General features: G+C 60.4%; 15 protein-coding genes. 3 read left to right on the top strand and 12 right to left on the bottom strand.

What is annotated here, in order from left to right:
- Nucleotides 1-149: 149 nt before the first annotated feature.
- The 8 genes from OEG81_RS07875 to uvrB form a co-directional block, all read right to left on the bottom strand.
- A complete protein-coding gene (locus OEG81_RS07875; RefSeq protein ID WP_264132169.1) occupies nt 150-5,309 on the bottom strand; it encodes an autotransporter outer membrane beta-barrel domain-containing protein in 5,160 nt (1,719 codons plus the stop codon).
- Between the two features lie 299 nt (nt 5,310-5,608).
- A complete protein-coding gene (locus tag OEG81_RS07870; protein ID WP_264132167.1) occupies nt 5,609-10,585 on the bottom strand; it encodes an autotransporter domain-containing protein in 4,977 nt (1,658 codons plus the stop codon).
- A 627-nt stretch (nt 10,586-11,212) separates the two neighbouring features.
- Nucleotides 11,213-11,536 carry an iron-sulfur cluster assembly protein IscA gene (gene iscA / locus OEG81_RS07865; RefSeq protein WP_264132165.1) on the bottom strand — a complete coding sequence of 108 codons (324 nt, stop codon included), beginning with the start codon at nt 11,534-11,536 and terminating at the stop codon, nt 11,213-11,215.
- A gap of 2 nt (nt 11,537-11,538) precedes the next feature.
- Nucleotides 11,539-11,922 (bottom strand): Fe-S cluster assembly scaffold IscU, encoded by a 384-nt coding sequence (gene iscU, locus OEG81_RS07860; protein ID WP_264132163.1) that lies wholly within the window; start codon nt 11,920-11,922, stop codon nt 11,539-11,541.
- Between the two features lie 53 nt (nt 11,923-11,975).
- Nucleotides 11,976-13,187: an IscS subfamily cysteine desulfurase gene (locus OEG81_RS07855; protein WP_264132162.1), complete on the bottom strand. Its 1,212-nt coding sequence runs from the start codon at nt 13,185-13,187 to the stop codon at nt 11,976-11,978.
- Nucleotides 13,188-13,206: 19 nt separating this feature from the next.
- Complete coding sequence (gene iscR, locus OEG81_RS07850) at nt 13,207-13,713, bottom strand: Fe-S cluster assembly transcriptional regulator IscR (RefSeq protein WP_264132161.1); 507 nt, start codon at nt 13,711-13,713, stop codon at nt 13,207-13,209.
- 178 nt (nt 13,714-13,891) lie between these two features.
- Nucleotides 13,892-14,383, bottom strand: a complete 492-nt coding sequence (locus OEG81_RS07845) for a low molecular weight protein-tyrosine-phosphatase (RefSeq protein WP_264132526.1) — start codon at nt 14,381-14,383, stop codon at nt 13,892-13,894.
- Between the two features lie 405 nt (nt 14,384-14,788).
- Nucleotides 14,789-16,813 carry an excinuclease ABC subunit UvrB gene (gene uvrB / locus OEG81_RS07840; protein WP_264132159.1) on the bottom strand — a complete coding sequence of 675 codons (2,025 nt, stop codon included), beginning with the start codon at nt 16,811-16,813 and terminating at the stop codon, nt 14,789-14,791.
- A gap of 77 nt (nt 16,814-16,890) precedes the next feature.
- Here uvrB and OEG81_RS07835 point away from each other — a divergent pair, with 77 nt between their 5' ends.
- Together OEG81_RS07835 and lexA are read left to right on the top strand one after the other, a co-directional pair.
- Nucleotides 16,891-18,093 carry an amino acid aminotransferase gene (locus OEG81_RS07835; RefSeq protein ID WP_264132158.1) on the top strand — a complete coding sequence of 401 codons (1,203 nt, stop codon included), beginning with the start codon at nt 16,891-16,893 and terminating at the stop codon, nt 18,091-18,093.
- A 64-nt stretch (nt 18,094-18,157) separates the two neighbouring features.
- Nucleotides 18,158-18,820, top strand: a complete 663-nt coding sequence (gene lexA / locus OEG81_RS07830; protein ID WP_264132157.1) for a transcriptional repressor LexA — start codon at nt 18,158-18,160, stop codon at nt 18,818-18,820.
- 771 nt (nt 18,821-19,591) lie between these two features.
- Here the strand turns inward: lexA and lon are convergent.
- The 4 genes from lon to tig all read right to left on the bottom strand — a co-directional run bounded on the left by lon (nt 19,592) and on the right by tig (nt 25,592).
- A complete protein-coding gene (gene lon, locus OEG81_RS07825; RefSeq protein ID WP_264132156.1) occupies nt 19,592-22,066 on the bottom strand; it encodes an endopeptidase La in 2,475 nt (824 codons plus the stop codon).
- Nucleotides 22,067-22,219: 153 nt separating this feature from the next.
- Nucleotides 22,220-23,530: an ATP-dependent Clp protease ATP-binding subunit ClpX gene (gene clpX / locus OEG81_RS07820; protein ID WP_264132155.1), complete on the bottom strand. Its 1,311-nt coding sequence runs from the start codon at nt 23,528-23,530 to the stop codon at nt 22,220-22,222.
- Between the two features lie 94 nt (nt 23,531-23,624).
- On the bottom strand, nt 23,625-24,281 hold the full coding sequence (gene clpP, locus OEG81_RS07815) for an ATP-dependent Clp endopeptidase proteolytic subunit ClpP (RefSeq protein ID WP_264132154.1): 657 nt from the start codon (nt 24,279-24,281) through the stop codon (nt 23,625-23,627).
- Nucleotides 24,282-25,592 carry a trigger factor gene (gene tig / locus OEG81_RS07810; RefSeq protein WP_264132153.1) on the bottom strand — a complete coding sequence of 437 codons (1,311 nt, stop codon included), beginning with the start codon at nt 25,590-25,592 and terminating at the stop codon, nt 24,282-24,284.
- A 214-nt stretch (nt 25,593-25,806) separates the two neighbouring features.
- Between tig and OEG81_RS07805 the strand changes: the two genes are divergently transcribed.
- Nucleotides 25,807-26,685: a lipid A biosynthesis lauroyl acyltransferase gene (locus OEG81_RS07805; RefSeq protein WP_264132152.1), complete on the top strand. Its 879-nt coding sequence runs from the start codon at nt 25,807-25,809 to the stop codon at nt 26,683-26,685.
- Nucleotides 26,686-26,720: the final 35 nt, after the last annotated feature.

Below are 26,720 nucleotides of genomic sequence, written 5' to 3'. Positions count from 1 at the left end.
TATTTGTTTGGATAAGCGATCTGGAACACTGGCCTTCGATCGATCCCATCGCCGGTTTACGCCGCCAAAAAGAAGAAGGCTGGCGCCAGAGCCAGCCTTCTTGTCCAACAACACCTGTTTTCAACAACTTCTTCGCTAAGCAGCCCCGCCTAGAACCGGACCTTTAAATACAGGGACCCGGTGCTGTCGGTGCTGCCCTGGCCGAACTGGCCGCTGTAACCCAAGCCCATGGCCGCGTTCCTGCCCACGCTCATCTCGGCCCCCAAGTCCACCACCGCCGCATTCTTGGCGATCGGCGAGCCGGCCACCGTGAACGCCGCCCCATTGCCCTGGATGAAGGACATCGTGCGCGCCGAAGCCACGTCGCCCGAAGCATGGCGCCAGCCCAGCCCGGCGCTTAGCCGCGCCTCGCGGCCGCCCAGCTCCACCAGCGTCTTGCCGCGCAGGCCCAGCGTCAGTGTCGTCACGTTATCCGTCTGGCCCTGGCTGCGCAGCGCCGCCGAGCCGCCGCTTTCACTGAAGCCCTGGCTGCGTTGGCTGGACCAGGCCAGCCCCGCATACGGCTCGATGGTGCTGGCCTGCCCCACGGGAATCGCATAGCCCAGCTCCGTGAACAACTGCGTGGTATTCGCATGATAGTCCGCCTTGAGCGTCTGGCTGCCGCCCACGTTGATCGTCCGGCGGCTTTCGATGTTGTGCCGCGTGTAGCCCGCGCCCGCCAGGAAGTTGACCTGGCCGTTGCCCGCCGCCCAACTGTTGCCGCCATAGACCGTGGCGGTGTAGCTGCGCACATCGGAGCGCGACCCCACGTCGTCGGCCTTGATGCGCCCGTCGGTAAAGCCCAAGGCGCCACCCACGCGCCAGCCCGCGCCTACAGCCACGTCGCCGCCCACATAGATGCCCGCCGTGTGGCTCTTGGTCTTGGAAGCGTTGTCGCCGCCGTCCAGCGTATTCCAGTTGCCCACCACTTCAGCCCACAGCGGATAGGCCGCCGAGCGCGGCATGGCGCCTGCCGGAATGGTCCCAGAAGCATCGGCCATCGGCGCGCCGGCCAGCATACCCGCGCCCACATTGCCGCGCATGCGATTGCCCACCGTGCTGATCAGCAGGCCCCCCGCGCTGTGCAGGGCCGACTGCGTACTGCCGTGGACCTCACCGGACAGCTGGTTCAACGCGTCTTTGCGCTGGTCAGCTTGCATTGCCGCAACCGTGAAATCCAGTGGGTTGCCATCCAGGCCGCTCATCACTGACCGTTGATTGCCGGACCAGGTCGCCCTTTCAGCGTCCAGTGCGCCAGCATTCTTAGACAGGCTGATCCTGACGTAATTGGGTCCATACTTAACCGGATCGAGTGTGACCAGCGAGCCGGCAAAGCTATTGTCCAACGCCGCGCTGGAGAATGTATTGTCGGTTATCGCGCTGATGCCGTCAGACTTTACCGTTTCAAGAATCGTGTAATCGTGATTGAAGACGTAGCCACCATTGCCGTTCTCTTGACCCACTTTAAGGGCAATCCCACGAAGATCGGAATTGTCGACCAACGATGTCAACGTGATCAAGTCGGATTGACCTGCGGCGTTCACTTCGGCAAGGTAGGTGCCGCCAAAACCCGAAACCGATCCGAAACTTTGCGCGCCCACCGAATTGCCTGGCCCCAGTATGCCGCCGGTACCGCTCAACGCTCCCGTCACTCTCAGGTTGCCTCCCAGCACCGCGCCCGAGGAGACCGCCGCATCGCCGGTAATCTCAACTGGCGTGCCTATCGTCCCGCCATGCGTGCTCGACCCGCCGCTCAAATCCACCGAACCGTTGATTATCGTGGGCGCCGTGCGGCTGAAGCTGAAGCTGCTGTTCGACGATCCCGTCAACGTCGCCGGCGTCCCCATTTGACCTATCGTAGTGGCACCAGAGAACGAAAACGTGCTCCCCACACCGCTTACGCTCTGGGCTATGTTCGCACCGCCTGAGAATGAATAATTGGCTCCCGTCCCCGCCACATTTTGATTGATTGTCGCCGGCCCGGTAAACGACATGCTCCCACCATTGTTTACAACGTTCTGCTGGATAACCGTAGTGCCGTTGAAGCTGGCGCGCGACCCCGAACCGACTTCTACTCCCCCGCTAATATTGGCACCGCTATTGAAGGTAACAACACTATTGCTGCCACCGCTGACATTCCCTGCAATCGCTCCGCCGCCATTGTCCACAAACGAGCCACCATCGCCTACACCGGCATCGTTAATGCCCTTGATGACACCCGTCCAGGAGGCCCCGGTTTCAACGGTAAAGTTAGTCTTTCCGCCTGTGACTGCATCCCGCAAGCCGGTTCCGTCAGAACTTAGGCCATCCAGATCGACGATATTGCCTACCGAAGTCGACCCAGCCTTCAAGGTCAGGTTGACGATGCCATCCATCCCAGCCGTTGAACGGTTCACTTGCAGCAAATTGCCATTGTTGACCTTCAACGCGGAACCGGAGCCGATGACGATATCTTGGATCTGGCCGGACTGCGTCAATTGTGACGTAATGGAAGCGGCATTCGACTCCACCCGAACGCCGTTAAGCGTGATGCTGCCGCTATCCTCCAGGTAGACGCCGGACGAGCCGCTACCCGTAGCAACGATGCTTCCGCCCGTCATGTCGATGCTGCTGGCCACCGTCGGCACATGTCCATCCGAACCGGGCCGCATCGTGTCGCTCATGCCGCCCATTACCAGGCCATGCGCGTTAGCGCCCGATGTCTTGACCGCAACACTGCTCAAGACCAGCGCACCGCCGTTGTAGGCATTGGCGCCATAGGATTGGCTTCCGGATGTCGTGACCGTTGTATTGGTGGCTGTGATGGTGCTGCCGGCATTCTGCGCCAGCAGGCCGTAGGATTCATTGCCCAACGTGGTCACGCTGCCGCCGGTCATCGTCGTCGTGGCGACCTCGCCGGGATAAGCGGACACCTCGCGCCAGGACTTGACCCCCGTCGACGCCAGGCCGTTGGTCTGGATGGCTGTTCCATTGGTCGTTATGCTGCCGCGATAGGCCAGCAAGCCGTCGTTCCAGTCACGCAGGGTCGTCACCGACCCTCGGGTCAGTTCAACACGGCCGCCGCGCACCGCCTCCACGCCCACACCTATTGGTTTGTTCGCGCTGTCGACGCGCCGACGCTGCACCGCCACGACGACATCCGTGGCGGTGATCTTGCTGCCTGCGCCGGTGGAGTACAAGCCACCGCCGAAATCATCGCCTATGGACGAAATCGCTCCGCCTGTGAGGCTGGCGGTGGATCCTCCTTCCAGACGTACGCCGAAGGCATTTACGCCTGTCACCGCAATGCTGGTTTGATCCAGGGTCGCTGTGGAACCGCTTGCAAGTGCAACGCCGTGCGCATCATTCCCGCTGGTCGTCACCCCGCCGCCGCTCATGATCAGCGTGCTGGCAACATTAGGCGTGGGAACACTGCCCGGCACTTGTGCCGCGCTCATTTTATTGATGGCAATGCCCAACGCGCCCGCTCCGAAGGTCGAAATCTGCGTGTTCCTCAGATTGAGCGCTGCGCCGTTATAAGCCACTGCACCATAGGCATTCTCGCCCGTAGTGGTAATGGTCGTACTGGCGGAACCCGTGGCGTTCGTAGCGATGGCCGCATTTATATTCTGCGCCGACAGGCCGTAGGCATCTTGACCGCTGGTTGTGATAGAGCCTCCATTGATCTGTATGGATGCCGCATCGGACGTGGCGGCCGCCGTCTTCTGATTGCTGTAGGCATGCACCGCATTCGATAAATTCCCGATGGTGGAGATTGCCACCCCCGTTGTCGTGACCGTGCCATTGGTGCCAGCCAGGATACCCCGCCCGAATTGACTGCTTAGTGAAGAAATCGACCCGCCCGTCAGGTTTATGTTTGCATTGTTGCTAACAGATACCACGTTCGACAACTCGCCCGGGCCGGTGTATTCACCCTTGGCGCTTAATGCAACATTAGTACCGATAATCGCCGACCCGTCGCCCGCAGCGGCGATGCCCATGGCCCCAGAAGCGGTGCTGGCATTCGTTACAGAACCGCCGGCCAAGGTAATCGATCCGCCGTTCGTTGCGTAGGCCCCATACTTACCACCATTGGTCGAAATTGTCGTGCCGCTGGTGGTGATGGTCGAGCCGGCGCCGTCCGCGCTGATGCCGTTGCCCAATTCGGCGGTCACCGTATCGCTGCCCAGGCTGACGCCCCCGCCTGTAGTCGCGGCCACACCCGTGCTTTTAGAACCATACGTATGGAAGGTATTGCCGCCTCCGCTGGTGATTTGACTGCCGTAAGAAGCTTGCACTGCGGCGGCATTGGCGCCATGCGTCTCGATGTTCGTATTGGCCAGGCTGATCGTGCCCGCTGTCTGTTCGGCTATGTCGGCCGCCACGACGCCGACTGCGCCAACCCCGCCGGTATTGATGTGCGTCCCGGTGATCGAGACGGAGCCACTCCCAAGAGACCCGCCATACACACGCACACCGGCCGCCGTCGCACCGGATGTCGTGATGCTGCCGCCCGTAAACGATGCCGTCGCTCCGTTGAAGACCTCGGCGCCGAAGCTGTTCGTGCCTATGGTAGTGATATCCGTATTGATCGCTTCAACCCTGGCGCCTTTATTGGCTGATTGAATGCCGTCGGCATAGTTCAGGTCGTAGGTATTGATCGTGACGTTATTAAGTTTGACCAGAGTTGCCGTCTCGGAAGATGTTGGTGTTCTATAGGCGTTGACGGCGTGCCCGAAGGTGCTATGGGTACTGATGGCAACATTGCTGGCATCAATGGAACCGCCATCATTGGCCTGTATGCCCACGGTGCGCTTGCTGCCCGAGGCGGTGATCGTGCCGCCATCGATAACGGCATGTCCTCCATTCTCGGCGCCCACGCCCGCCGTAAATGCATGGCCGCCCGAGTGACCATTAAAAGCATTCAAGACTATCGTCGAGTCGGTAAGCGTCGCGGCCGCACCCGCTCCGCTTACCGACACCGCGCGTCCATTTTGATTGGGAGTGATCGTATTTGTTATGGACGCGTTAGTCAGAGTAAGGCTGCCCCCTGCCTTGACCTGATTTAGCTCATACAAGCCTCCTGCAACCGTTGTCCCGGTACCCGTGGCGACGCCACCGCCATTGACGATTACGCCGGAATACGGACCCGCTCCAATATCTTGTGTACCTGTAACGGTCACCGTCGGATCAGCGGAATAGGCCGTCCCATACACCCCCAGCAATGCGGTGCTGAGTGCCGCAATCCTGAAAGCCCCGCGATTCGATCGCACATGCCGTATGCCCATCATTGCCTTCCTTGCCGTCCTAACGGCTGTTAACACATATTGATACATATATGTAACTCGGGTATTCAGATTAAATCATTTGGCTAACGGGAAGTAAAATGAAATTTATACAAACGATAAGTAACGTGGCTAGGAGTGCCAAATTTGATCAGCCTTGAGCCAGGCAAAAGCTCCGCAATTTCTTAAACCCTCTGTTGAAATTGCTGCTGCTTTCACCCAGCCATAAAGAAGGCTGGCGCCAGAGCCAGCCTTCTTGTCCAACAACACCTGTTTTCAACAACTTCTTCGCTAAGCAGCCCCGCCTAGAACCGGACCTTTAAATACAGGGACCCGGTGCTGTCGGTGCTGCCCTGGCCGAACTGGCCGCTGTAACCCAAGCCCATGGCCGCGTTCCTGCCCACGCTCATCTCGGCCCCCAAGTCCACCACCGCCGCATTCTTGGCGATCGGCGAGCCGGCCACCGTGAACGCCGCCCCATTGCCCTGGATGAAGGACATCGTGCGCGCCGAAGCCACGTCGCCCGAAGCATGGCGCCAGCCCAGCCCGGCGCTTAGCCGCGCCTCGCGGCCGCCCAGCTCCACCAGCGTCTTGCCGCGCAGGCCCAGCGTCAGTGTCGTCACGTTATCCGTCTGGCCCTGGCTGCGCAGCGCCGCCGAGCCGCCGCTTTCACTGAAGCCCTGGCTGCGTTGGCTGGACCAGGCCAGCCCCGCATACGGCTCGATGGTGCTGGCCTGCCCCACGGGAATCGCATAGCCCAGCTCCGTGAACAACTGCGTGGTATTCGCATGGTAGTCCGCCTTGAGCGTCTGGCTGCCGCCCACGTTGATCGTCCGGCGGCTTTCGATGTTGTGCCGCGTGTAGCCCGCGCCCGCCAGGAAGTTGACCTGGCCGTTGCCCGCCGCCCAACTGTTGCCGCCATAGACCGTGGCGGTGTAGCTGCGCACATCGGAGCGCGACCCCACGTCGTCGGCCTTGATGCGCCCGTCGGTAAAGCCCAAGGCGCCACCCACGCGCCAGCCTGCACCCACCGGCACGTCCCCGCCCACGTAGATGCCCGCGGTGTGGCTCTTGGTCTTGGAGGCGTTGTCGCCGCCGTCCAGCGTATTCCAGTTGCCCACCACTTCAGCCCACAGCGGATAGGCCGCCGAGCGCGGCATGGCGCCCGCCGGCACGGAACCAGAGGCATCGGCCATCGGCGCCCCGGCCAGCATGCCGGCGCCCACATTGCCGCGCATGCGATTGCCCACCGTGCTGACCAACAGCCCGCCCGCGCTGTGCAGCGCCGACTGCGTGCTGCCATGGACCTCACCGGACAGCTGGTTAAGTGCGCTCTTGGCATTATCTCCTTGCATGGTCGCTACGGCACTCAGCAAAGATGGAACACCTTGCAGGCCCGACATCACGCCCCGCTGGTTGTCCGAGAGTGTAGGCATAAAGGCGCCGACCTTGGACTGATCCAGCGACAGGCTAATCTTGACGTAGTCGGCCCCATACTTGACCGGATCGAGCTTGACCAACGTACCGGTAAAGCTGCTGTCCAATCCTTCGCTGGCAAACTTGTTGTCGGAAATGCCACTTATGCCATTGTCCTCGCCGGTCTCGACAATGGTGTAGTCATGATTCAGTACATAACCGCCGTTGCCGTTCTCTTGCCCCACCTTCAAGGCTATGCCCGTGAGGTCCACTAAGCCGCTGGTGATGCGTATCAGATCGGACTGCCCCGCCGCGTTCACTTCGGCTAGGTAAGTGCCGCTAAATGACCCGAAAGAGCCATAGGTTTGTATGCCTGTGGAGTTGCCTGGCCCCAAGGTGCCACCCGTACCGTTCAACGCACCGCTGATGTTAAGGTTCCCTCCAAGCACCGCACCCGAAGACACATTCGCGTTCCCGGTAATCGTCACGGGCGTACTCGTTGTACCGCCATGCGTACTTGACCCACCGCTCAAGTCAACCGAACCATTGATGGTCGTGGGCGCTGTGCGGCTGAAACTGAAGCTGGTGTTCGAGGCGCCGGTCAATGCATTCCCTCCCCCCGTGCTGCTGATGGTCGTGGGGCCGCTGAAGCTCACGCTGGAGCCCGACCCGGCAATGCCCTGGCTTATCGTTGTTGCACCACCAAAGGACATGGTGCTGCCCACGCCCGTCACCGATTGATTGATGTTCGCACCACTATTGAAAGTGATGCTGGACCCCTGCTGTCCAACCAGATTCTCTGTAATGGTAGTGGGCGTGGAGCCCGTGAATGTCGTGCTGGAATTGGCTGCGGTCGACACGCTGCCGGTCACCTCGGATACTCCTTGGAAGGCCACGCTGGATCCTGCCGTGGTGGCTACATCGTTATCCACTTTGCCATCTGGTAAATCAGCCCCATCGACTATGCCTGAATCTTGCTGCTGAGTATTCGCCTTGATAAAGATACCCGCCCAATGGGCGCCGTCCTGGATATCGACATGTGTGTTCGAGCTGTATACATCGTCCACGGATCCGTTCCGATAATTCACGATATTGCCCGATGCGAACGCTCCTTTTTCAAGCGTGAAATCAACCACGCCATCTTCACCCACAGTAGACCTGTCTACCCGCAACAATATATCGCTGATGGAGGACAATGTAGATCCTGCACCGACGGTGATATTCTGCGTCTGATCTGCCTTGCTGAAGTCCGACGAAAACACTGGACCTGCCGCATTGACCGTCACGCCATTCAACGTAACGCTGCTGTCGTTGCGCAGATACACCCCGGCGGAGTCGGCGCCCGTGGTCGAGATGGACCCGCCATCCATGGTGACGCTGCTTGAATAATGGGCTTCAGAAACCCTCGATGGCACCTGCGCCGTACTCATGGCATTGATGGATATGCCGTGCGCCCCAATTCCCGATGTGGAGATCGTGGTATTCGTCAGGTTCAGCGCGGCGCCGTTGTAAGCGACGGCTCCGAAAGAATTGCCGCCCTGCGTACTGATGGCAACACCGCTGGCATCTATCCTTGCGCCGGTATTCTGAGCCGACAGACCGTAGGCGTCGTTGGCAACCGTACTGACTGAACCGCCCGTCAAGGTAATGATGGGCGTATCCGCCGCTTTATCCGTTGTTTCCCTCGCGCTGAAGGCATGCACCGCATTCGACATGGCGCCAGCGGTGGAGATGGCGACGTTGGTGGCATCGATGCTGGAACTGGTGCTGGCCAACAAGCCTCGGCCGAATTGGTTACTGAGCGACGACACCGATCCACCGCTAAGCTCGATATGCGCGCCATTGCTGGCCGCCACCGCATTCGATAGCGCGCCCGGCCCCGTGTATTCGCCCTTGGCGCTGATCGCGACGTTGGTGGCGGTAATGGATGAGCCCTCGCCATCGGCAGCTAGGCCCTGGCTGCCCGGGCTGGCGTTGGTATTGCTGACCGATCCGCCTTCAAGCTCGATTACACCGCCGCTGCTCGCATAGGCACCGTACTTGCCACCGCTGGTTTGCACAACCGTTCCATTGGTGGTGATTTTCGATTCCGCACCCGTGGCCTGCAAACCATTGGCATTGGCTCCGCTGGCCGATACCGACCCGCGCACCAGGTCCACCGTTCCGCCTGTGTAGGCCGTTACGCCATGCGCTTTCGACCCCGCAGTGGTGATGATGGAGTCGGTCGCGTCAATGCTTGCGCCCTCTTCGGAACGCAGGCCTTCAGCCAGGACGCCTTCGGTGTTGACGGCAGTTCCGTTAAGGATGATCACGCTGTTCTTCTTGGACAGCGCGCCAAACGTACCGATGGTCCCGCCCAGCGCATCGGCCGATGTTTCCAACGAGCCGCCGTGCAGTGAGATTCGCCCCCCGTTATAGGCAAAGGCGCCAAAGCCCGCCTTGCCGCTGGTTGTTACCTGCGCAGAGCTGTTGATGTTTCCGCCATTCTGAGCATACAGACCGTAGGATTCGTCGCCGCTGGTGTCGACCGTGCCAGCATTCACCGTAATGATGGGCGCGTTGACGCTATCGGGATCTGAATTGCCTGATGGGCCGAACGCATGGACGGCATGGGAATGCTCTCCGCTGGTGGAGATGGCGGCTCCCGTTGCCACGACCCGGGTGGCCACGGTATCCGCGCTCTTGCCGCTGGCAAGAATACCGCGTGTATAGCTGTCGCCCGTGGCGGCCACAGACCCGCCTTCTATACTTACGCTGGAGCCATTGCTTGCATTGACTGTGGCAAGCAATCCTCCCGATCCCGCACCTGATGCGCTCGTCCGCAGATCGCTTCGCTTTATGGCGGCGCTTGAACTGGGTCCGGATGCGATGACAGCGGCCTTGGCGCTGGCAAGAATGACCGCATCTTCAATACGGGCGCCACCTTGGGCAATTACACTGCCATTCGGCAAGGTCCAATAGCCTTTCAGCGTGGAATCGTTGAGGGTGATATTCCTTTCTGCGCGTACAGCATTGCCCGCCGAGCCGCCACTGGCGAGGGACTTACCCTCGAGTTCGACAGAGCCTGCGATGGTAGCGGTCGCATCCGCCGCCGAACTGAAATTGAACCAGGTATTGTTGCCGATAAGGTCGCCGCCCACGGTGACGCTCTTGTCGAAATCGACGACCGACGCCGCGCCGGAGCTGCCGTTGCCGTACAGCGAGCCGGAAATGTTCGTGTCGTCGGCCACTGAAACCCAGCCACCGGCATCGACCATGACATCGCCGCTGACCGAGCCCGACACCACGCCTTCGCTATGCACCTCGCCCGACATCAAGCGCGACCAAAAGGTGTCGAACGCCGTCATGCCATTGTTACGCGCCTTCAGGTACATAGCAAAAAACTGACCGGGCTCGGTCTTGTTCTCCGAAGTGGGGTCGATCCAGGTATACACCAGGGAACCGTTCAAATAATATTCGACCTTGTTTGATTCCGGGATAAGACGTAAATCGAAGGAATTCCAACTACCGTAATTGATCTGCCCTGCCGTATCCGGAAGATAGACCCAGCCGCCCGAAGGATTGGCTGTGGTGTCCCAGATGCGTAGCATGCCCTTGCCCTCTGGGTTTCCGGTAGGATCTTGCTGATTAGTGAAATGGATAATGGGAAATACCGTCTCTTTATCGACGTACTTGTCATCGGCTACGATGTCCTCAGGCATGGCCGAGCCCCACATTCCGGTATTCTGGAAATCGGTCGCCGTCCCGCTTGTCCAGTCTTCTTGTATCCAGATATCGCCGCGCAGAAAGGATTCACCGGCCGACGCGGCTGTACGTTGGGAATGGCCTTGCCAATTGTTGAACGACGAGCCCTCGGCGGGCGGCAAGATGGATAGCTTAAGAGCATCACGCCCTTCCCATGTCATCCTGGTCAAGCCTGGATCGCCGCCCCTATCCTTCACCCATGCCGAAGGATCCATATTCATGTTATGAGGCGTATAAGCGACCGGCCCGGCGGCATATGAAGCCGCGTAAACCCCCAGCAATGCGCCAGTCAGCACAGTTGTCCGCAATACCCTGTGTTTCCTTGCTGCCATCTTCATACCCATTCCTTATATAGAATCGCCTTATGCGCCGCTATCAACTTCATTTATGCAAAATATGAATTGACATCCCGCAGAGCACATTCATTAGACATATATAGACACATATATCTACGGACTGGATTTAAACACTAATACCCGCTTTTTGTAAGCACCTCCTACGCAATTCGGCCCAGGGGTTTTCACCTATTCATTCGTGATAATTTCTTCTCACCTGGCTACACTCACCTGGCAACATACTGCGAACATAAAAAAACCGGACTCTTCTTGAAAAGAGTCCGGTTCTTTAAAGTGTTACAGCAAAAGCGGCAGCGCTACTCCGTAGCTGCCTGGCGCTCCGCCGAACAAGACGATGTGGAATTGTTTACCAAGCTATGGCCGGAACGGCGCAGCCCCCCGCTGCTTAGCCAATCAGACCGTAAAAGATTCGCCGCAGCCGCAAGTGGCTTTTTCGTTGGGGTTGGAAAACTTGAACCCTTCGTTCAGGCCCTCGCGTGCATAATCGAGCTGCGTGCCTTCCAGGAAAGGCAGGCTTTTGGGGTCGACATACACCCTGACCCCCCGCTGCTCGAAAACCTGGTCGTCGGCATTGGGCTCGTCGACGTATTCCAGCTTGTAGGCCATGCCCGAGCAGCCCGTGGTGCGAACGCCCAGACGCAAGCCCAGCCCCTTGCCCCGCTTTTCAATGTAGCGGTTGATGTGATCGGCGGCTTGTTGTGTAAGCATAATTCCCATGATTACTCCTGATGCTTTTCCTTGTAGTCCCGGATGGCTGCCTTGATGGCGTCCTCGGCCAGGATGGAACAGTGAATCTTGACCGGCGGCAAGGCCAGCGCCTCGGCGATCTGCGTATTGCGGATATCCATGGCCTGATCCAGCGTCTTGCCCTTGATCCATTCGGTGACCAGCGAAGTGGATGCGATGGCCGAACCGCAGCCATACGTCTTGAATCGTGCGTCTTCAATGATACCCGATTCGTTCACCCGGATTTGCAGCTTCATTACGTCGCCCAGCGCCGGCGCGCCGACCATGCCCGTACCGACACTGGCATCGGACTTGTCGAATGATCCCACGTTGCGCGGATTTTCGTAGTGATCCAGTACCGTGTCGCTATACGCCATGAGTGCCCGCAACCGCTTTCGCAGCGGCCTCCAGATTCTTCATACTGATACCCTTAATGTGCGGCCCATTGAACCGAATTCAAGTCCACGCCTTCCTGGGCCATTTCCCATAGCGGCGACATGTCGCGCAACCTGCCCACCTGGCGCACAAGCAGCTGTATGGCGAAATCCACGTCTTCCGGGGTGGTGTAGCGGCCCAGGGTGAAGCGTATGGAACTGTGGGCGAGCTCATCGCTGCGGCCCAGGGCGCGCAATACGTAAGAAGGCTCCAGGCTGGCAGAGGTGCAGGCCGATCCGCTGGACACCGCCAGATCCTTGAGCGACATGATCAGCGATTCGCCTTCCACATAGTCGAAGCTGACGTTCAGGTTGTGCGGAACGCGCTGGCGGGCATGCCCGTTGAGATGGATTTCCGGAATCTGCGACAGCCCGGCCCAAAGCCGATCGCGCAAGACGCGTATGCGCTGAAGTTCGGCGTCCATTTCGAGCCGCGCCAGCTCAAAGGCCTGGCCCATGCCGACGATCTGATGCGTGGCCAGGGTGCCCGAGCGGAAACCGCGTTCGTGCCCGCCGCCGTGTATCTGGGCCTCCAGCCGCACGCGGGGCTTGCGCCTGGCGAACAAGGCCCCGACGCCTTTGGGTCCGTAGGTTTTGTGTGCCGAAAAGGACATCAGATCCACAGGCAGCGCCTGCAGGTCGATGGCGACCTTGCCCGTGGCCTGCGCCGCATCCACATGGAATACGACACCCCGTTCCCGGCAGGCCTGGCCCAGCGCGGCGATGTCCTGCACGACGCCGATCTCGTTATTGACCAGCATGACCGAGGCCAGGATGGTGTCCGGCCGCAATGCGCTTTTGAACGCGGCGACGTCCAGCAGGCCGTCCTGGGGAACATCCAGATAGCTGACTTCGAAGCCCTGTCGCTCGAGCTCGCGGCAGGTGTCCAGCACCGCCTTGTGTTCGGTCTTGACCGTGACGATATGCTTGCCGCGCCCGGCGTGGGCTTGGGCGGCGCCCTTCAGCGCCAGGTTGTTCGATTCGGTGGCGCCGGACGTCCAGATAATCTCGCGCGGGTCGGCATTGACCAGTTGCGCCACCTGGGACCGGGCCAGCTCGACGGCCTCTTCGGCGTCCCAGCCGTAGGCGTGACTGCGCGAAGCGGGATTGCCGAAATGCTCGTACAGCCAGGGCACCATTTTGTCGACCACGCGCGGATCGACGGGCGTGGTCGCCGAATAGTCCAGATAAACGGGACGTTGGGACATGAGGCGTAGCTCCAGGTTTCTATACCGTCGACGACGCGATGAGCACATCGGGCGAGCGGTTGATGCGGATGGCGGCCTGTGCCTGGGTGGACTCATGCAGCAGGCGCATGCGCTGCTGATCGACCAGATCCTGCAAGGACACCGAATCCAGATAATCGACCATTTTACGATTGAGCGTCGACCACAGTTCGTGTGTCATGCACTTGCCCGTGCTGCCATTGCGGCCGACGTTGCAGTCTTCCTTGCCGCCGCAACTGGTGGCGTCCAGCGGCTCGTCCACCGCGAAAATGATATCGGCCACCGTGATATTGCGCGCCAGGCGGGCCAGCGAGTAACCGCCGCCCGGACCGCGTATGCTGTCAACCAGTTCGTGGCGACGCAATTTGCCGAACAGCTGCTCCAAATAGGACAGCGAAATATTCTGACGTTGACTGATGGCCGCCAGAGTGACGGGCCCGCTTTGCTGCCGCAACGCCAGATCAATCATGGCGGTCACCGCAAAACGCCCCTTGGTCGTTAAACGCATGGTGATTTCCTTGCCAAAGCCTGATGCAATCAAATTATCGGCCGGCGACTTTATACCCGACCAATATAGTCAAGTATAGCAAATTCCCGACTAAAACACTAGGGTAAGCGTGCTGCCGCCAAACGAAAAAACCGTGCCTGGGGCACGGTTTTGCTATATGCCGCATGGGCGACGGACGTTAAGCGGCCTGGTATTGCAAGGCGCGCTTGCGCACGAGTTCCATCACGCCCTGACAGGCGTCTTCCAGGTAGTCGAGCACCTTGCCGAAGCCTTCGGGGCCACCGTAGTACGGGTCGGGCACCGTGGCTTCTTCGAATTCGTTGGCAAAGCGCATGAGCAACATGAGCTTGTGCTGATAGATCTTCGGGCATTGCTGCTGCAATGCGGAAAGATTTTCCCAGTCCATGGCCAGAATGAGGTCGAATTCGCGGAAATCGTCGGCCGTGATCTGCCTGGCCACGCAATGCGAAAGCTCGTAGCCGCGCTTGCGCGCAGCCGCCTGGGCGCGCGCGTCGGGCGCTTCGCCAATATGAAAGCTGTGGGTGCCAGCGGAATCGACGCCAACCACATCGGAAAGCCCCGCTTCGTCGACTAAACGGCGGAACACTCCCTCTGCGCTTGGCGAGCGACAGATATTACCCATGCAAACGAAAAGTACCTTAGTCATCATAGACGTGAGTGTGAGGGAAAACCCGTTGTAAGGCAAGACCTTTTGCAAGCCCACATTTGTGTTCCTGCAAGCATTGACAATCAGAAAAACCGAAGCACAATAAGACGTTACCGGCTATTTCGGTGTAAAACCGCGAACTGCGGCACGGCAGCTTCAAGCCGCTGAAAAGCCAATATTCATGCACCGCAACATAGGGGTTTTCGGCAACATTAGGCCCGTAAATATGTAATGGTAAACCCTAGGATGGGCGCTGGCAAGACCCTGCGTCGACCGCCCGCCAGGGCGGGATGACAGGGCCATTAAAAACTACAAATTGTTGGGGTTTCCCAACAATTTGTTTTAAGCATACAACCGCAAGCAGTAAGGATGGATGATCGCCGCCATCGGCTCGTCGACCAGAACGGTTCACGAAAGCAAGGCTTTTTGCTTGAGCCGGTTCAGCGAGTCCCGCGCGGCGGCCGCCTGCTCGAATTCCAGATTCTTGGCATGATCCATCATCAGCTTTTCCAGCCGGCGGATCTCCCTGGCCAGCGACTTGTCGTCGCGCAATACCTCGGGCGCAATATCGTCGACGGCCGATGCCGCTTCGGGCGCCACCATCACACCATCGATCATCTCACGCACCGCCTTGCTGACGCTGCGCGCCGTGATGCCGTGCTTGGCATTGAATTCCAGTTGCTTGACGCGCCGCCTCTCCGTCTCGTCCATGGCCCGGCGCATGGAGTCGGTGATCCGGTCGGCATACAAGATGGCTCGTCCGTTCAGGTTGCGCGCGGCCCGGCCCATGGTCTGGATCAGGCTGCGCTCGGATCGCAGGAATCCCTCTTTGTCGGCATCCAGGATGGCCACCAGCGATACTTCCGGAATGTCCAGGCCTTCGCGCAGCAGGTTGATGCCCACCAGCACATCGAATACCCCCAGCCGCAGGTCGCGGATGATCTCCACCCGCTCCACGGTATCGATGTCCGAGTGCAGATAGCGCACCTTCAGGCCGTTCTCGGTCAGGTAATCGGTCAGGTCTTCCGACATGCGCTTGGTCAGGGTCGTGACCAGCACCCTCTCCTGCCGGGCCACCCGCTTCTTGATTTCGCCGAGCAGATCGTCGACCTGCGTCAGCGCCGGCCGCACCTCCACCTCGGGGTCGACCAGGCCCGTGGGCCGGACCACCTGCTCGACCACATTGTCGGCATGCTCCTTTTCGTAGGTGGATGGCGTGGCGGATACGAAGACGCACTGGCGCATGCGCTGCTCGAACTCCTCCAGCTGCAGCGGCCGGTTGTCCATGGCCGACGGCAGGCGGAAGCCGAACTGAACCAGCGTCGACTTGCGTGAGCGGTCTCCCCGGTACATGGCGCTCAGCTGGCCCATGGTGACATGGCTTTCGTCGATGAACATCAATGCATCGGCGGGCAGGTAGTCGATGAGCGTGGGCGGCGGTTCGCCGGGCAAGGCGCCGGACAGATGGCGGGAATAATTCTCGATACCCTTGCAGAAACCCAGTTCCTGCAGCATTTCCAGGTCGAAGCGGGTGCGCTGCTCCAGCCGTTGCGCTTCCACCAGCTTGCCGTCGGCCGTCAGCGCGGCCAGGCGCTCGCGCAGCTCCATCTTGATGGTCTCGATGGCGCGCAGCACGGTCTCGCGCGGCGTGACGTAGTGGGAGCTGGGGAAAACGGTGAAGCGCGGAATCTTCTGCTTGACCTTGCCCGTCAATGGATCGAACATCTCCAGCGTCTCGATCTCGTCGTCGAACAAGGTGATGCGCAAGGCCAGCTCGGCATGCTCCGCCGGGAAGACATCGATGATCTCGCCGCGCGCCCGGAAATTGCCCCGGACGAATTCCACGTCGTTGCGTTCATACTGCATGGCCACCAGGCGGCCCAGCAACTCCTGCCGGGCGATGCGGTCGCCGGTGCGCAGGGTCAGCACCATGGCATGGTAATCGCCGGGATTGCCGATGCCGTAGATGCACGACACGGTACCCACGATGACCGTGTCGCGCCGCTCCAACAGGCTTTTGGTGGCCGACAGCCGCATCTGCTCGATGTGTTCATTGATGGACGAATCCTTTTCGATGAACAGGTCGCGCGCCGCCACATAGGCCTCGGGCTGATAGTAGTCATAGTAGGAAACGAAATATTCGACCGCATTGTTGGGGAAGAATTCGCGCATTTCGGCATACAACTGCGCCGCCAGTGTCTTGTTGGGCGCCAGCACGATGGCCGGGCGCCCCGTGCGGGCGATGACATTGGCCATGGTATAGGTCTTGCCCGAACCGGTGACGCCCAGCAGAGTCTGGTACATCAACCCATCGTCGATGCCCTCGACCAGCGCGTCGATCGCCGTGGGCTGATCGCCCGCCGGGGGATAGGGCTGATACAGCTGGAATGGACTGTCGGGGTATTCTATGAAGCCGGGCGCGGGAGCGTTCATGCTGGACACTTTCAGGGTAAACCCCTTATTATCACACTAATGTTTCGAGTTTCTCTTCCCACCCTTACTCCCTCAAAATGAAATCTCTCTTCGAATCCGTCGAACTCGCTCCGCGCGACCCCATCCTAGGCCTGAACGAACAATATAACGCGGATACCCGAACCGGCAAGGTCAATCTTGGCGTGGGCGTGTACTACGATGACGAAGGGCGGATTCCCCTTCTGGACGCGGTCAGCAAGGCCGAAACGGCGCGCATCGAAGCGCATGCCGCGCGCGGCTACCTGCCCATCGAAGGCATACCCGGCTACAACAAAGGCGCGCAAACCCTGCTGCTGGGCGAAGGCTCGCCCCTTATCGCGGCGGGCCGCGTGCTGACCGCCCAGGCATTGGGCGGCACGGGCGCCCTGAAGATCGGCGCCGATTTCCTGAAGCAACTGCTGCCGGGCTCCAAGGTCGTCATCAGCAACCCCAGCTGGGAAAACCACCGCGCCCTGTTCGAGCGCGCCGGTTTCACCGTGGAAACCTATCCTTACTACGACGCCGCCACGCATGGCCTGGACTTCGAAGGCATGCTGGCTTCGCTGCAAGCGCTGCCCGAGCAGACCATCGTCGTCCTGCACGCCTGCTGCCACAACCCCACGGGTGTGGACCCCAGCTTCGAGCAATGGCAGCAGATCGTCGAAGCCGTCAAGGCCCGCAATCTCGTGCCCTTCCTAGACATCGCCTATCAGGGCTTCGGCGACGGCCTCGAAGAAGACGCATCGGTCGTCCGCCTGTTCGCGCAGCACGACCTGACCATGTTCATCAGTTCGTCCTTTTCCAAGTCCTTCTCGCTGTACGGCGAGCGCGTCGGCGCGCTGACCCTGGTTTCGTCCAGCAAGGAAGAAAGCGGCCGCGTGCTCAGCCAGCTCAAGCGCGTGATCCGCACCAACTACTCCAACCCGCCCACGCACGGCGGCACCGTGGTCGCCACGGTGCTGAACACGCCCGAGCTCTACAGCCTGTGGACAAACGAGCTGGCCGCCATGCGCGAACGCATCCGCAGCATGCGCGTGCAATTGGTCGAAAAGCTCAAGTCCCACGGCGTCACCCAGAACTTCGATTTCGTCCTGGCCCAGCGCGGCATGTTCTCATACTCGGGCCTGACCGCCGAACAAGTGGACCGCCTGCGCGATGAACATGGCGTGTACGCGGTCAGCAGCGGACGCATCTGCGTTGCCGCGCTGAACAGCCGCAATATCGACTACGTGGCGGCCTCGATCGCCAAAGTCCTGGCTTAAGGCTTGATCTTTCACTGAAAGTATTGCAGAATCCAGACTGTATAAAAACACAGTCTGGATTGCCATGGCCGTCAAGCTTACCGAGCGTCAGCAGCAAATACTCGAACTCATACGCAGCGAAATCACCCGCAGCGGCTTTCCGCCGACGCGGGCCGAAATCGCGCGCGCCCTGGGCTTCAAATCGGCCAACGCCGCCGAAGACCATCTGAAGGCACTGGCCAGGAAAGGCGCCATCGAGCTTACGGCAGGCGCCTCGCGGGGCATACGGCTGGTCGATCCCGACCTGCCGGCCGACAGGTCCTCCAGCATGCTGGAAACCGCCAGCAGCGCCCTGTCGCAGTTGCTGGTGCCCCTGGTGGGCCGCGTGGCGGCGGGCAATCCCATTCTTGCCGCCGAACACGTCGAACGCGAAATCGGCATCGAACCCGCGCTGTTCAGCCAGACTCCCGATTACCTTCTTCGCGTACGCGGTTTAAGCATGCGCGACGCGGGCATCCTGGACGGCGACCTTCTGGCGGTCAAGAAATCGCCCGACGCGCGCAACGGCCAGATCGTCGTGGCCCGCCTGGGCGACGAGGTCACCGTCAAGCGCTTCTCCCGCGACGGCCGGGTCATCCAGCTTCTGCCCGAAAACCCCGATTTCCAGCCCATCGTCGTTTCGGCCGAAGACGAATTCTCGCTGGAAGGCATCGCCGTGGGCTTGATACGGGATACGCCGCTGCAGTAAGGGTGCGGGCGCGTTGGCTGGCGTCTTGGCCAAGACGCCATGGAAGAGTAGCGACGTTGGCTCGGAAGACAAGCGGTGTCTGCAGGCATGGCTGGCCCGGCTAAACGCGTTGCGGTCCTGGCAAGCCAGGACTTCCCGCGCAGGCCCTTCGTTTTGGGGCGACCGCGAAACTCGCAACGTTGGCAGCCCCCCGGGCTGCCAACACCCTTGTTGCTCGAGCAGGCGCGGTCTTGCCTCCCCAAAACGAAGGGCCTGCGCGGCGCACGCGTAAACCGCCGGGCCAGCCATGCCTGCAGACACCTTCCATTGATCGGCCAGGCCCATTATTGCCCAAAGTGATTGGATACTATCGATCCGAGGTGCTTGGATTCGTTCGAGCCGTCTATTGGCCGACCGGCTCATGAACGCTGGATACCACAAGCACTTCACAGATTGCACGGCGCTCATAGTGAATCCCGACGTCTGAACGGTGAAATCGTCCTAAGCTATCAACACCCTTTTCAGAGTCCCTTCCGATCCATTTCATCTATATTCGCGCGTATCGCAAGTTTCATCGTCTGATCGCTACATGACTCAAGCGCAGCCCCACCCACCTGCGCTGATGCAAGCAAGCAGACAGCAAGCACGCCCAGCGATTAGACCTAACGAAACAGGCACAAGAAAAAGAAAAGGGCTGAGCCCCGTGCAATACAGAACTCAGCCTTGACTACAGCCTTCAGCGTCAGCGGCCCAGGCGGCGGCTTCAAAAGACGCCCCCGGGATCGACAAGCATCAATGCTTCATGACGCCACCCGACGATTCACCGACCTGCTTCGCGCTGGCGACCGCTTCCGCCGCCAGACGGGCGACTTCCTCGTCCGACAACGGCGTAGGCATGTTCTGCAAGGCGACCTCTAGCACCCGGTCTATCCAGCGCACCGGGATGATCTCCAGGTGGTTCTTCACATTATCCGGAATATCCGCAAGATCCTTCACGTTTTCTTCCGGAATCATCACCACCTTGATCCCGCCGCGATGGGCCGCCAGCAGCTTTTCCTTCAGGCCGCCGATGCCCAGGACCTCTCCGCGCAACGTGATTTCGCCCGTCATGGCCACGTCGGCGCGCACCGGTATGCCCGTCAGTGCCGACACCATCGCCGTCGTGATGGCGATACCCGCCGAAGGGCCGTCCTTGGGGGTTGCGCCTTCCGGGAAGTGCACGTGCAGATCGCGCTTCTCGAAAGCCGTATTGGCAATGCCCCACTTCTGCGCCCTGGCGCGCACAACCGTGCGTGCCGCCTCGACCGATTCCTTCATGACGTCGCCCAGCGAGCCCGTGCGCACCACCACGCCCTTGCCCGGCATGTCGGCCACCTCGATGGTCAGCAGATCGCCGCCCACCTCGGTCCAGGCCAGGCCGGTAACCTGACCCACCTTGTTTTCCTTCTCGGCCATGCCGAAACTGAAACGCCGCACGCCCAGGAAATCGCTCAGGTTCTCGGAGGTGACCGTGACACGTTCCAGCGCCTGCGCGGGCGCTGCCTTGCGCCGGCCGCCGGAGCGCACCGTGGGATTCGCGCCCAGCAGCTTCTTCACGACCTTGCGGCAGATCTTGCTGATCTCGCGTTCCAGCGCCCGGACACCCGCTTCACGCGTGTAGTAGCGCACGATGTCGCGCACCGCCGATTCCTCGATGGTGATCTCGCCTTCCTGCACGCCGTTGTTCTTCATCAGCTTGGGCAGCAGGTGATCGAAGGCGATATGCACCTTTTCGTCTTCGGTGTAGCCCGACAGACGTATGACTTCCATGCGGTCCAGCAGGGCCGGCGGAATGTTCAGCGTATTGCTGGTGGCCACGAACATGACGTCGGACAAGTCGAAATCGACCTCGATGTAGTGGTCCTGGAAGGTGTGGTTCTGTTCCGGATCCAGCACCTCCAGCAAGGCCGAGGACGGATCGCCGCGGAAGTCCGCACCCATCTTGTCGATTTCGTCCAGCAGGAACAAGGGGTTGCGCACGGACACCTTGGCCATGTTCTGCAGGATCTTGCCCGGCATGGAGCCGATGTAGGTGCGGCGGTGGCCGCGGATCTCGGCCTCGTCGCGCACGCCGCCCAGGGCCATGCGCACGAACTTGCGATTGGTCGCGCGCGCGATGGACTGCCCCAGCGAGGTCTTGCCCACGCCGGGAGGCCCGACCAGGCACAGGATGGGCGCCTTGAGCTTGTCGACGCGCTGCTGTACGGCCAGGTATTCGATGATGCGCTCTTTCACCTTCTCCAGGCCGTAGTGATCGGCGTCGAGCACGTCTTCGGCATTGGAAATGGAGTTGTTGATGCGGCTTTTCTTGCGCCAGGGCAAGCCGATGAGCGTATCGATGTAATTGCGCACGACCGTGGCTTCGGCCGACATGGGCGACATCAGCTTGAGCTTCTTGAGCTCGGCATCGGCCTTCTTCTGGGCTTCCTTGGGCAGTTGGGCCGCGGTGATCTTCTTTTCGAGTTCCTCGATGTCGGCGCCGTCCTCGCCTTCGCCCAGCTCCTTCTGAATGGCCTTGACCTGCTCGTTCAGATAGTAGTCGCGCTGGCTCTTTTCCATCTGCTTCTTGACCCGGCCGCGTATGCGCTTTTCGACCTGCAGGATGTCGATTTCGGACTCAAGCTGCGACAGCAGGCTTTCCAGGCGTTCGGCGGTGCCCGTGACTTCGAGCATCTTCTGCTTCTGCTCGAGCTTCAGGGGCAAATGGGCCGAGATCGTGTCGGCCAGGCGGCCGGCATCGTCGATGCCCGTAAGGGATGTCAGGATCTCTTGCGGAATCTTCTTGTTCAGTTTGACGTATTGCTCGAACTGGGCCACCACCGCGCGGCGCAGGGCCTCGGATTCGGGGCCTTCGCCCGTTTCGGGCTCGACCGGCACCACGACCGACATGAAGTGTGTTTCGGCCTCGGTGACCTTCTGGATACGCGCGCGTTGCAAGCCTTCCACCAGCACCTTGACGGTGCCGTCGGGCAGCTTGAGCATTTGCAGGATGCTGGCAACGCAACCGATGTCGTAAAGATCTTCGGGAGTGGGATCGTCCTTGCCGGCGGACTTCTGCGCCACCAGCATGATGTTGTTGCCCGATTCCATGGCCAGCTCCAGGGCCTTGATGGAACGCGGACGGCCAACAAACAGAGGAATCACCATGTGCGGAAATACCACCACGTCGCGCAAGGGCAACAGCGGCAAGTCCGTGGGTTCTGAAGTAAGAATCTGGCTCGCAGACATAGTAATTTCCTTAAAATTTACCTCTAGATGCAAAAGGGAAGCCAAGGCCTCCCTTTTTGAGTACTACCTGTAGGTGTATGTAGTGACGATAGCCAGGTTTTCAAGTCTACAACGGCAATTCCGGATTACATAGCGGTAATTCCAAGGTATTTCCTAGGCGGCGGCATCCTTCAGCTTCTTGGAAGCCCCTTGTCGGCCGGAGGCATCCGCCGCCTTGGCCTCGTCCCCGTAGATGAGCATGGGCGCGCCCTTGCCCGAGACCGCATTTTCGTCCAACACCACCCTTTTGACGTTCTTCTGGGAAGGAAGTTCGTACATGGTGCCCAGCAAGGATTGTTCCACGATGGAGCGCAGCCCGCGGGCGCCTGTGCGGCGCTTGATGGCGCGCTTGGCAATGGCCGCCAGCGCTGCGGGACGCACTTCGAGCTCGACTTCTTCCATCTCGAACAGTTTCTGGAACTGCTTGATCAGCGAATTCTTGGGTTCGGTAAGAATGCGTATCAGCGTGTCTTCCTGGAGCTCTTCCAGGGTGGCCACGACGGGCAGGCGTCCGACCAGTTCAGGGATCAGGCCGAACTTGATGAGGTCTTCGGGCTCGACTTCGGCGAACAGCTCGCCCACGCCACGCTCGGTCTTGGCGCGCACGGTGGCGGAAAAACCGATGCCCGACCTTTCGCTGCGGTCGCGGATGATTTTTTCCAGCCCGTCGAAGGCGCCGCCTACGATGAACAGGATGTTGGTGGTGTCGACCTGGACGAAGTCCTGGTTGGGGTGCTTGCGCCCGCCCTGCGGCGGCACTGACGCAACCGTGCCTTCGATCAGCTTGAGCAGGGCCTGCTGCACGCCTTCGCCGGAAACATCGCGCGTGATGGATGGATTGTCGGCCTTGCGCGAAATTTTATCGATTTCATCGATGTAGATGATGGCGCGCTGCGCCTTCTCGACATCGTAGCTGCAGTTCTGCAGCAGCTTCTGGATGATGTTCTCGACGTCTTCGCCCACGTAGCCGGCCTCGGTCAGCGTGGTGGCGTCGGCCATCACGAAAGGCACGTCCAGCATGCGGGCCAGCGTCTGCGCCAGCAGCGTCTTGCCCGACCCGGTGGGACCGATGAGCAGGATATTGCTTTTGGACAGTTCGACGCCATCGCCCTTGGCCTCGCCGTAGCGCAGGCGCTTGTAATGGTTGTAGACCGCCACCGCCAGGTTGCGCTTGGGAATGTCCTGGCCGATGACGTAGCCATCCAGGAAAGCCTTGATTTCGTGGGGCGTGGGCAATTCGTTGCGGATCGCGTCACGGGCCGCTTCCTGGCTTTCCTCGACAATGATGTCGTTGCACAGGTCGATGCACTCGTCGCAGATGAAAACCGAGGGTCCGGCGATCAGCTTGCGAACCTCGTGCTGGCTTTTATTGCAAAATGAACAATGCAATACTTTATCGTCCGCCGATCCTTTTTTTTCAGGCATAAAACTCTTCGTTCAGTTCAGTGGACAGGACAAAGTACTAGAACTTGCCTGTCGGGTAATAACCGGTGGGCGCGGCGCCCACCGACCGGCTGGCCTAGGCCCCGTCAGCGCGGGAGACCAGTACTTTATCGACCAAACCATACGATACCGCATCTTCCGCCGACATGAAATTGTCGCGCTCGGTGTCCACTTCGATGCGTTCGACTGGCTGCCCCGTGTTGTTGGCCAGAATGGTGTTCAGGCGTTCGCGCAAGCTGAGGATTTCCCGCGCCTGGATCTGGATGTCGGAGGCCTGCCCCTGCGCACCGCCCGAGGGCTGGTGAATCATGATGCGCGAATTGGGCAAGGTATAGCGCTTGCCCTTGGTGCCCGCCGCCAGAAGGAAAGCGCCCATGCTGGCCGCAATGCCGGTGCAAAGCGTGGACACATCGGGCTTGACGAACTGCATCGTGTCGTAAATGGCCATGCCCGCATAAACCGAACCGCCGGGCGAGTTGATGTACAGCGAGATGTCCTTGTCGGGGTTTTCCGATTCAAGGAACAGCAGCTGGGCCACCACCAGATTGGCGGAATGATCATTCACGGGGCCGACAAAGAAGATCACGCGCTCGCGCAGCAGGCGCGAGTAAATATCGTACGAGCGCTCGCCGCGCCCGGACTGTTCTATCACGATGGGCACGTAGCCCAGCCCCGTTGGGGTCACCGAGTCACCACCATACATTGAGGCGTAAAAATCGGTAAATCGTGACATTTAGTTGGTCCCCATGAGTTCTTCGAAGGCGACGTCCTCGTCGCTGACCTGCGCTTTGGACAAGACGTGGTCGACCACGTTGTCTTCCAGCACGATGGCTTCGATTTCAGCGCGGCGCTGACGGTCGGAAAGGTAGTAGGCCACGACTTGCGCGGGCTGCTCGTAGTTCTGGGCGAATTCCTCGATGCGGGCGCGAACCTGTTCGGGCTTGGCTTGCAGGTCGGCGCTTTGCACCAGTTCGGACACCAGCAGGCCCAGGCGCACGCGGCGCTCGGACTCGGCCGTGAACGCATCGGCAGGAATGGGCATGGAGTCGGCATTGGGCACGCCGCGCTGCTTGAGTTCCTCGCGGGCGGCGGCGACACGGCCTTGCGCGTCGTTCTCGACCAGTGCCTTGGGCACCTCGAACGAGCATGCTTCCACCAGCGCGTCCATGACGCTGGCCTTGGTGCGTGCCTGGGCGCGGGCCTTGACCTCGCGCTCGATGTTGGCGCGTACATCGGCCAGCAGCTTCTGGACGTCGCCTTCGGGCTGGCCCAGCGACTTGGCGAATTCAGCATCGACTTCGGGCAGGACGGGTTCGGCGACTTCCGTGACGGTGATCTTGAACTCGGCCGTCTTGCCGGCAACGGCCTTGCTGCCGTATTCCTCGGGGAAAGTCAGCGGGAACGTCTTGGATTCGCCGGCCTTCATGCCGCGCACGGCGGTTTCGAATTCGGGCAGCATGCGGCCCTGGCCCAGGACGAACGGGAATTTCTCGGCGGCGCCGCCGTCGAAGGCCACGCCATCGATGGTGCCCACGAAATCCAGGGTGATGCGGTCATCGTCTTGCGCTTCGCGGCCGTCGCGCGCTTCGTACTTGGCGCGCTGCTTGCGCAGGATATCGACCGTGCGCTGCACTTCGGCATCGCCCACCTGTGTCTGGGCGCGCTTGACCTGCAGGGCCGACAATTCGGGCACCTGGACTTCGGGATAGACTTCGAAGGTGGCCGAAAACGCCATGACGCCCTCTTCGACGCCTTCGGTCTTGGGTTCCAGATTGGGCGTGCCCGCGACGCGCAGCTTGGCCTCGCCGATGACCTTATCCAGCGAACGGCCGACTTCGGTGTTGATCACGTCGTAGCGGATGCCAGGTCCATGGCTGCGCTCGATCAGGGAAAGCGGCGCTTTTCCTGGACGAAAACCCTGAACTTTAGCGGTGCGGGCGACGCGCTTGAGCTGAGCCTGGACTTCTTTTTCCACATCGGCAATCGAAACGGCCAGATCAACACGGCGCTCCAGGCCGGACAAAATTTCAACCTCGGGTTGCATTCGGGACCTATATAAATGAGTAATTGAACGAATAAACGAGTCATTTTACCGGAAAGTCGAAAGGCCCATCCAAACACCGCTTCCAGGGCCGCGGCGCGCCGGGACGCCGGGCATGCAGCCGCCTTGATCGAAACTTCACAAGCCCGTCCACAGAACGTGCTAGCATGATCGACCGGCCTGACACGGGCTCCCTGCATCGCGCACGCCCCCCTTCATGAAAAACAGCACACAAAACGCATTGACATCAGGCCTTCTTCGCGTCCTTTCAACACTGCCCTATGGCCTGGTCGCCCGACTGGGCGAAATGCTGGGATCGCTGCTTTACAGAATCCCCGGCAAGCGCAAGCGCATCCTGCACACCAATCTGCGCCTGTGCTTTCCCGAACACTCCGAAGCCCAGCGCGAAGGGCTGGCGCGCTCGACATTCAGGCATGTCATACGCAGCTACCTGGAACGAGGCATGCAGTGGTATGGCAGCGCGGCCGCCCTGTCCCGCCTGGTCGAATTGAACAGCGCCATCGAACTGCGCGATCGCTACGAGCAGCCCACCATCTTCCTGGGATTCCACTTTGCCGCCATAGAGGCGACCTGCATGTATTACTCCATATTGCATCCCGTCGCCTCGATCTACACTCCCATGTCGGACGTCGTCACCGACACGATCTCGCGCGAGCAGCGGGGCCGCTTCGGCACGAAGATGATTCCCCGCAACGGCAGCGCCCGCGAGATACTCAAGGTGCTCAAGTCGGGAACTCCCATCATGCTGGCGGCCGACATGGATTTCGGCCTGCGAGACTCCGTGTTCGTGCCTTTCTTCGGCGTCCAGGCCTGCACCCTGACGGCCGTATCCCGGCTGGCGCAGCTATCGGGCGCGCGCGTCGTGCCCTTCGTGGCCGAGGTGCTGCCCGGCTATCGCGGCTACAGGCTGAATATTTTCGACGCGCTGGAAAACTTTCCCAGCGGCGACGCCCATGCCGACGCGCTGCGCACCAACCAGTTCCTGGAAGAACGCATACGCAGCACACCGGATCAGTACTATTGGGTGCACCGCCGCTTCAAGCGCCGTCCCGAGGGCGAAGCGCCAGTGTACTAGGACCACTGCGCCTGGCTCTCCCGGCATCCTCGATC

It is taken from the genome of Pollutimonas sp. M17, from assembly GCF_025836975.1.
In the GTDB taxonomy this organism is placed as follows: domain Bacteria; phylum Pseudomonadota; class Gammaproteobacteria; order Burkholderiales; family Burkholderiaceae_B.
The sequence above is the reverse complement of the archived record's forward strand: the minus strand, read 5'-3'. Positions and strand labels throughout refer to the sequence as shown.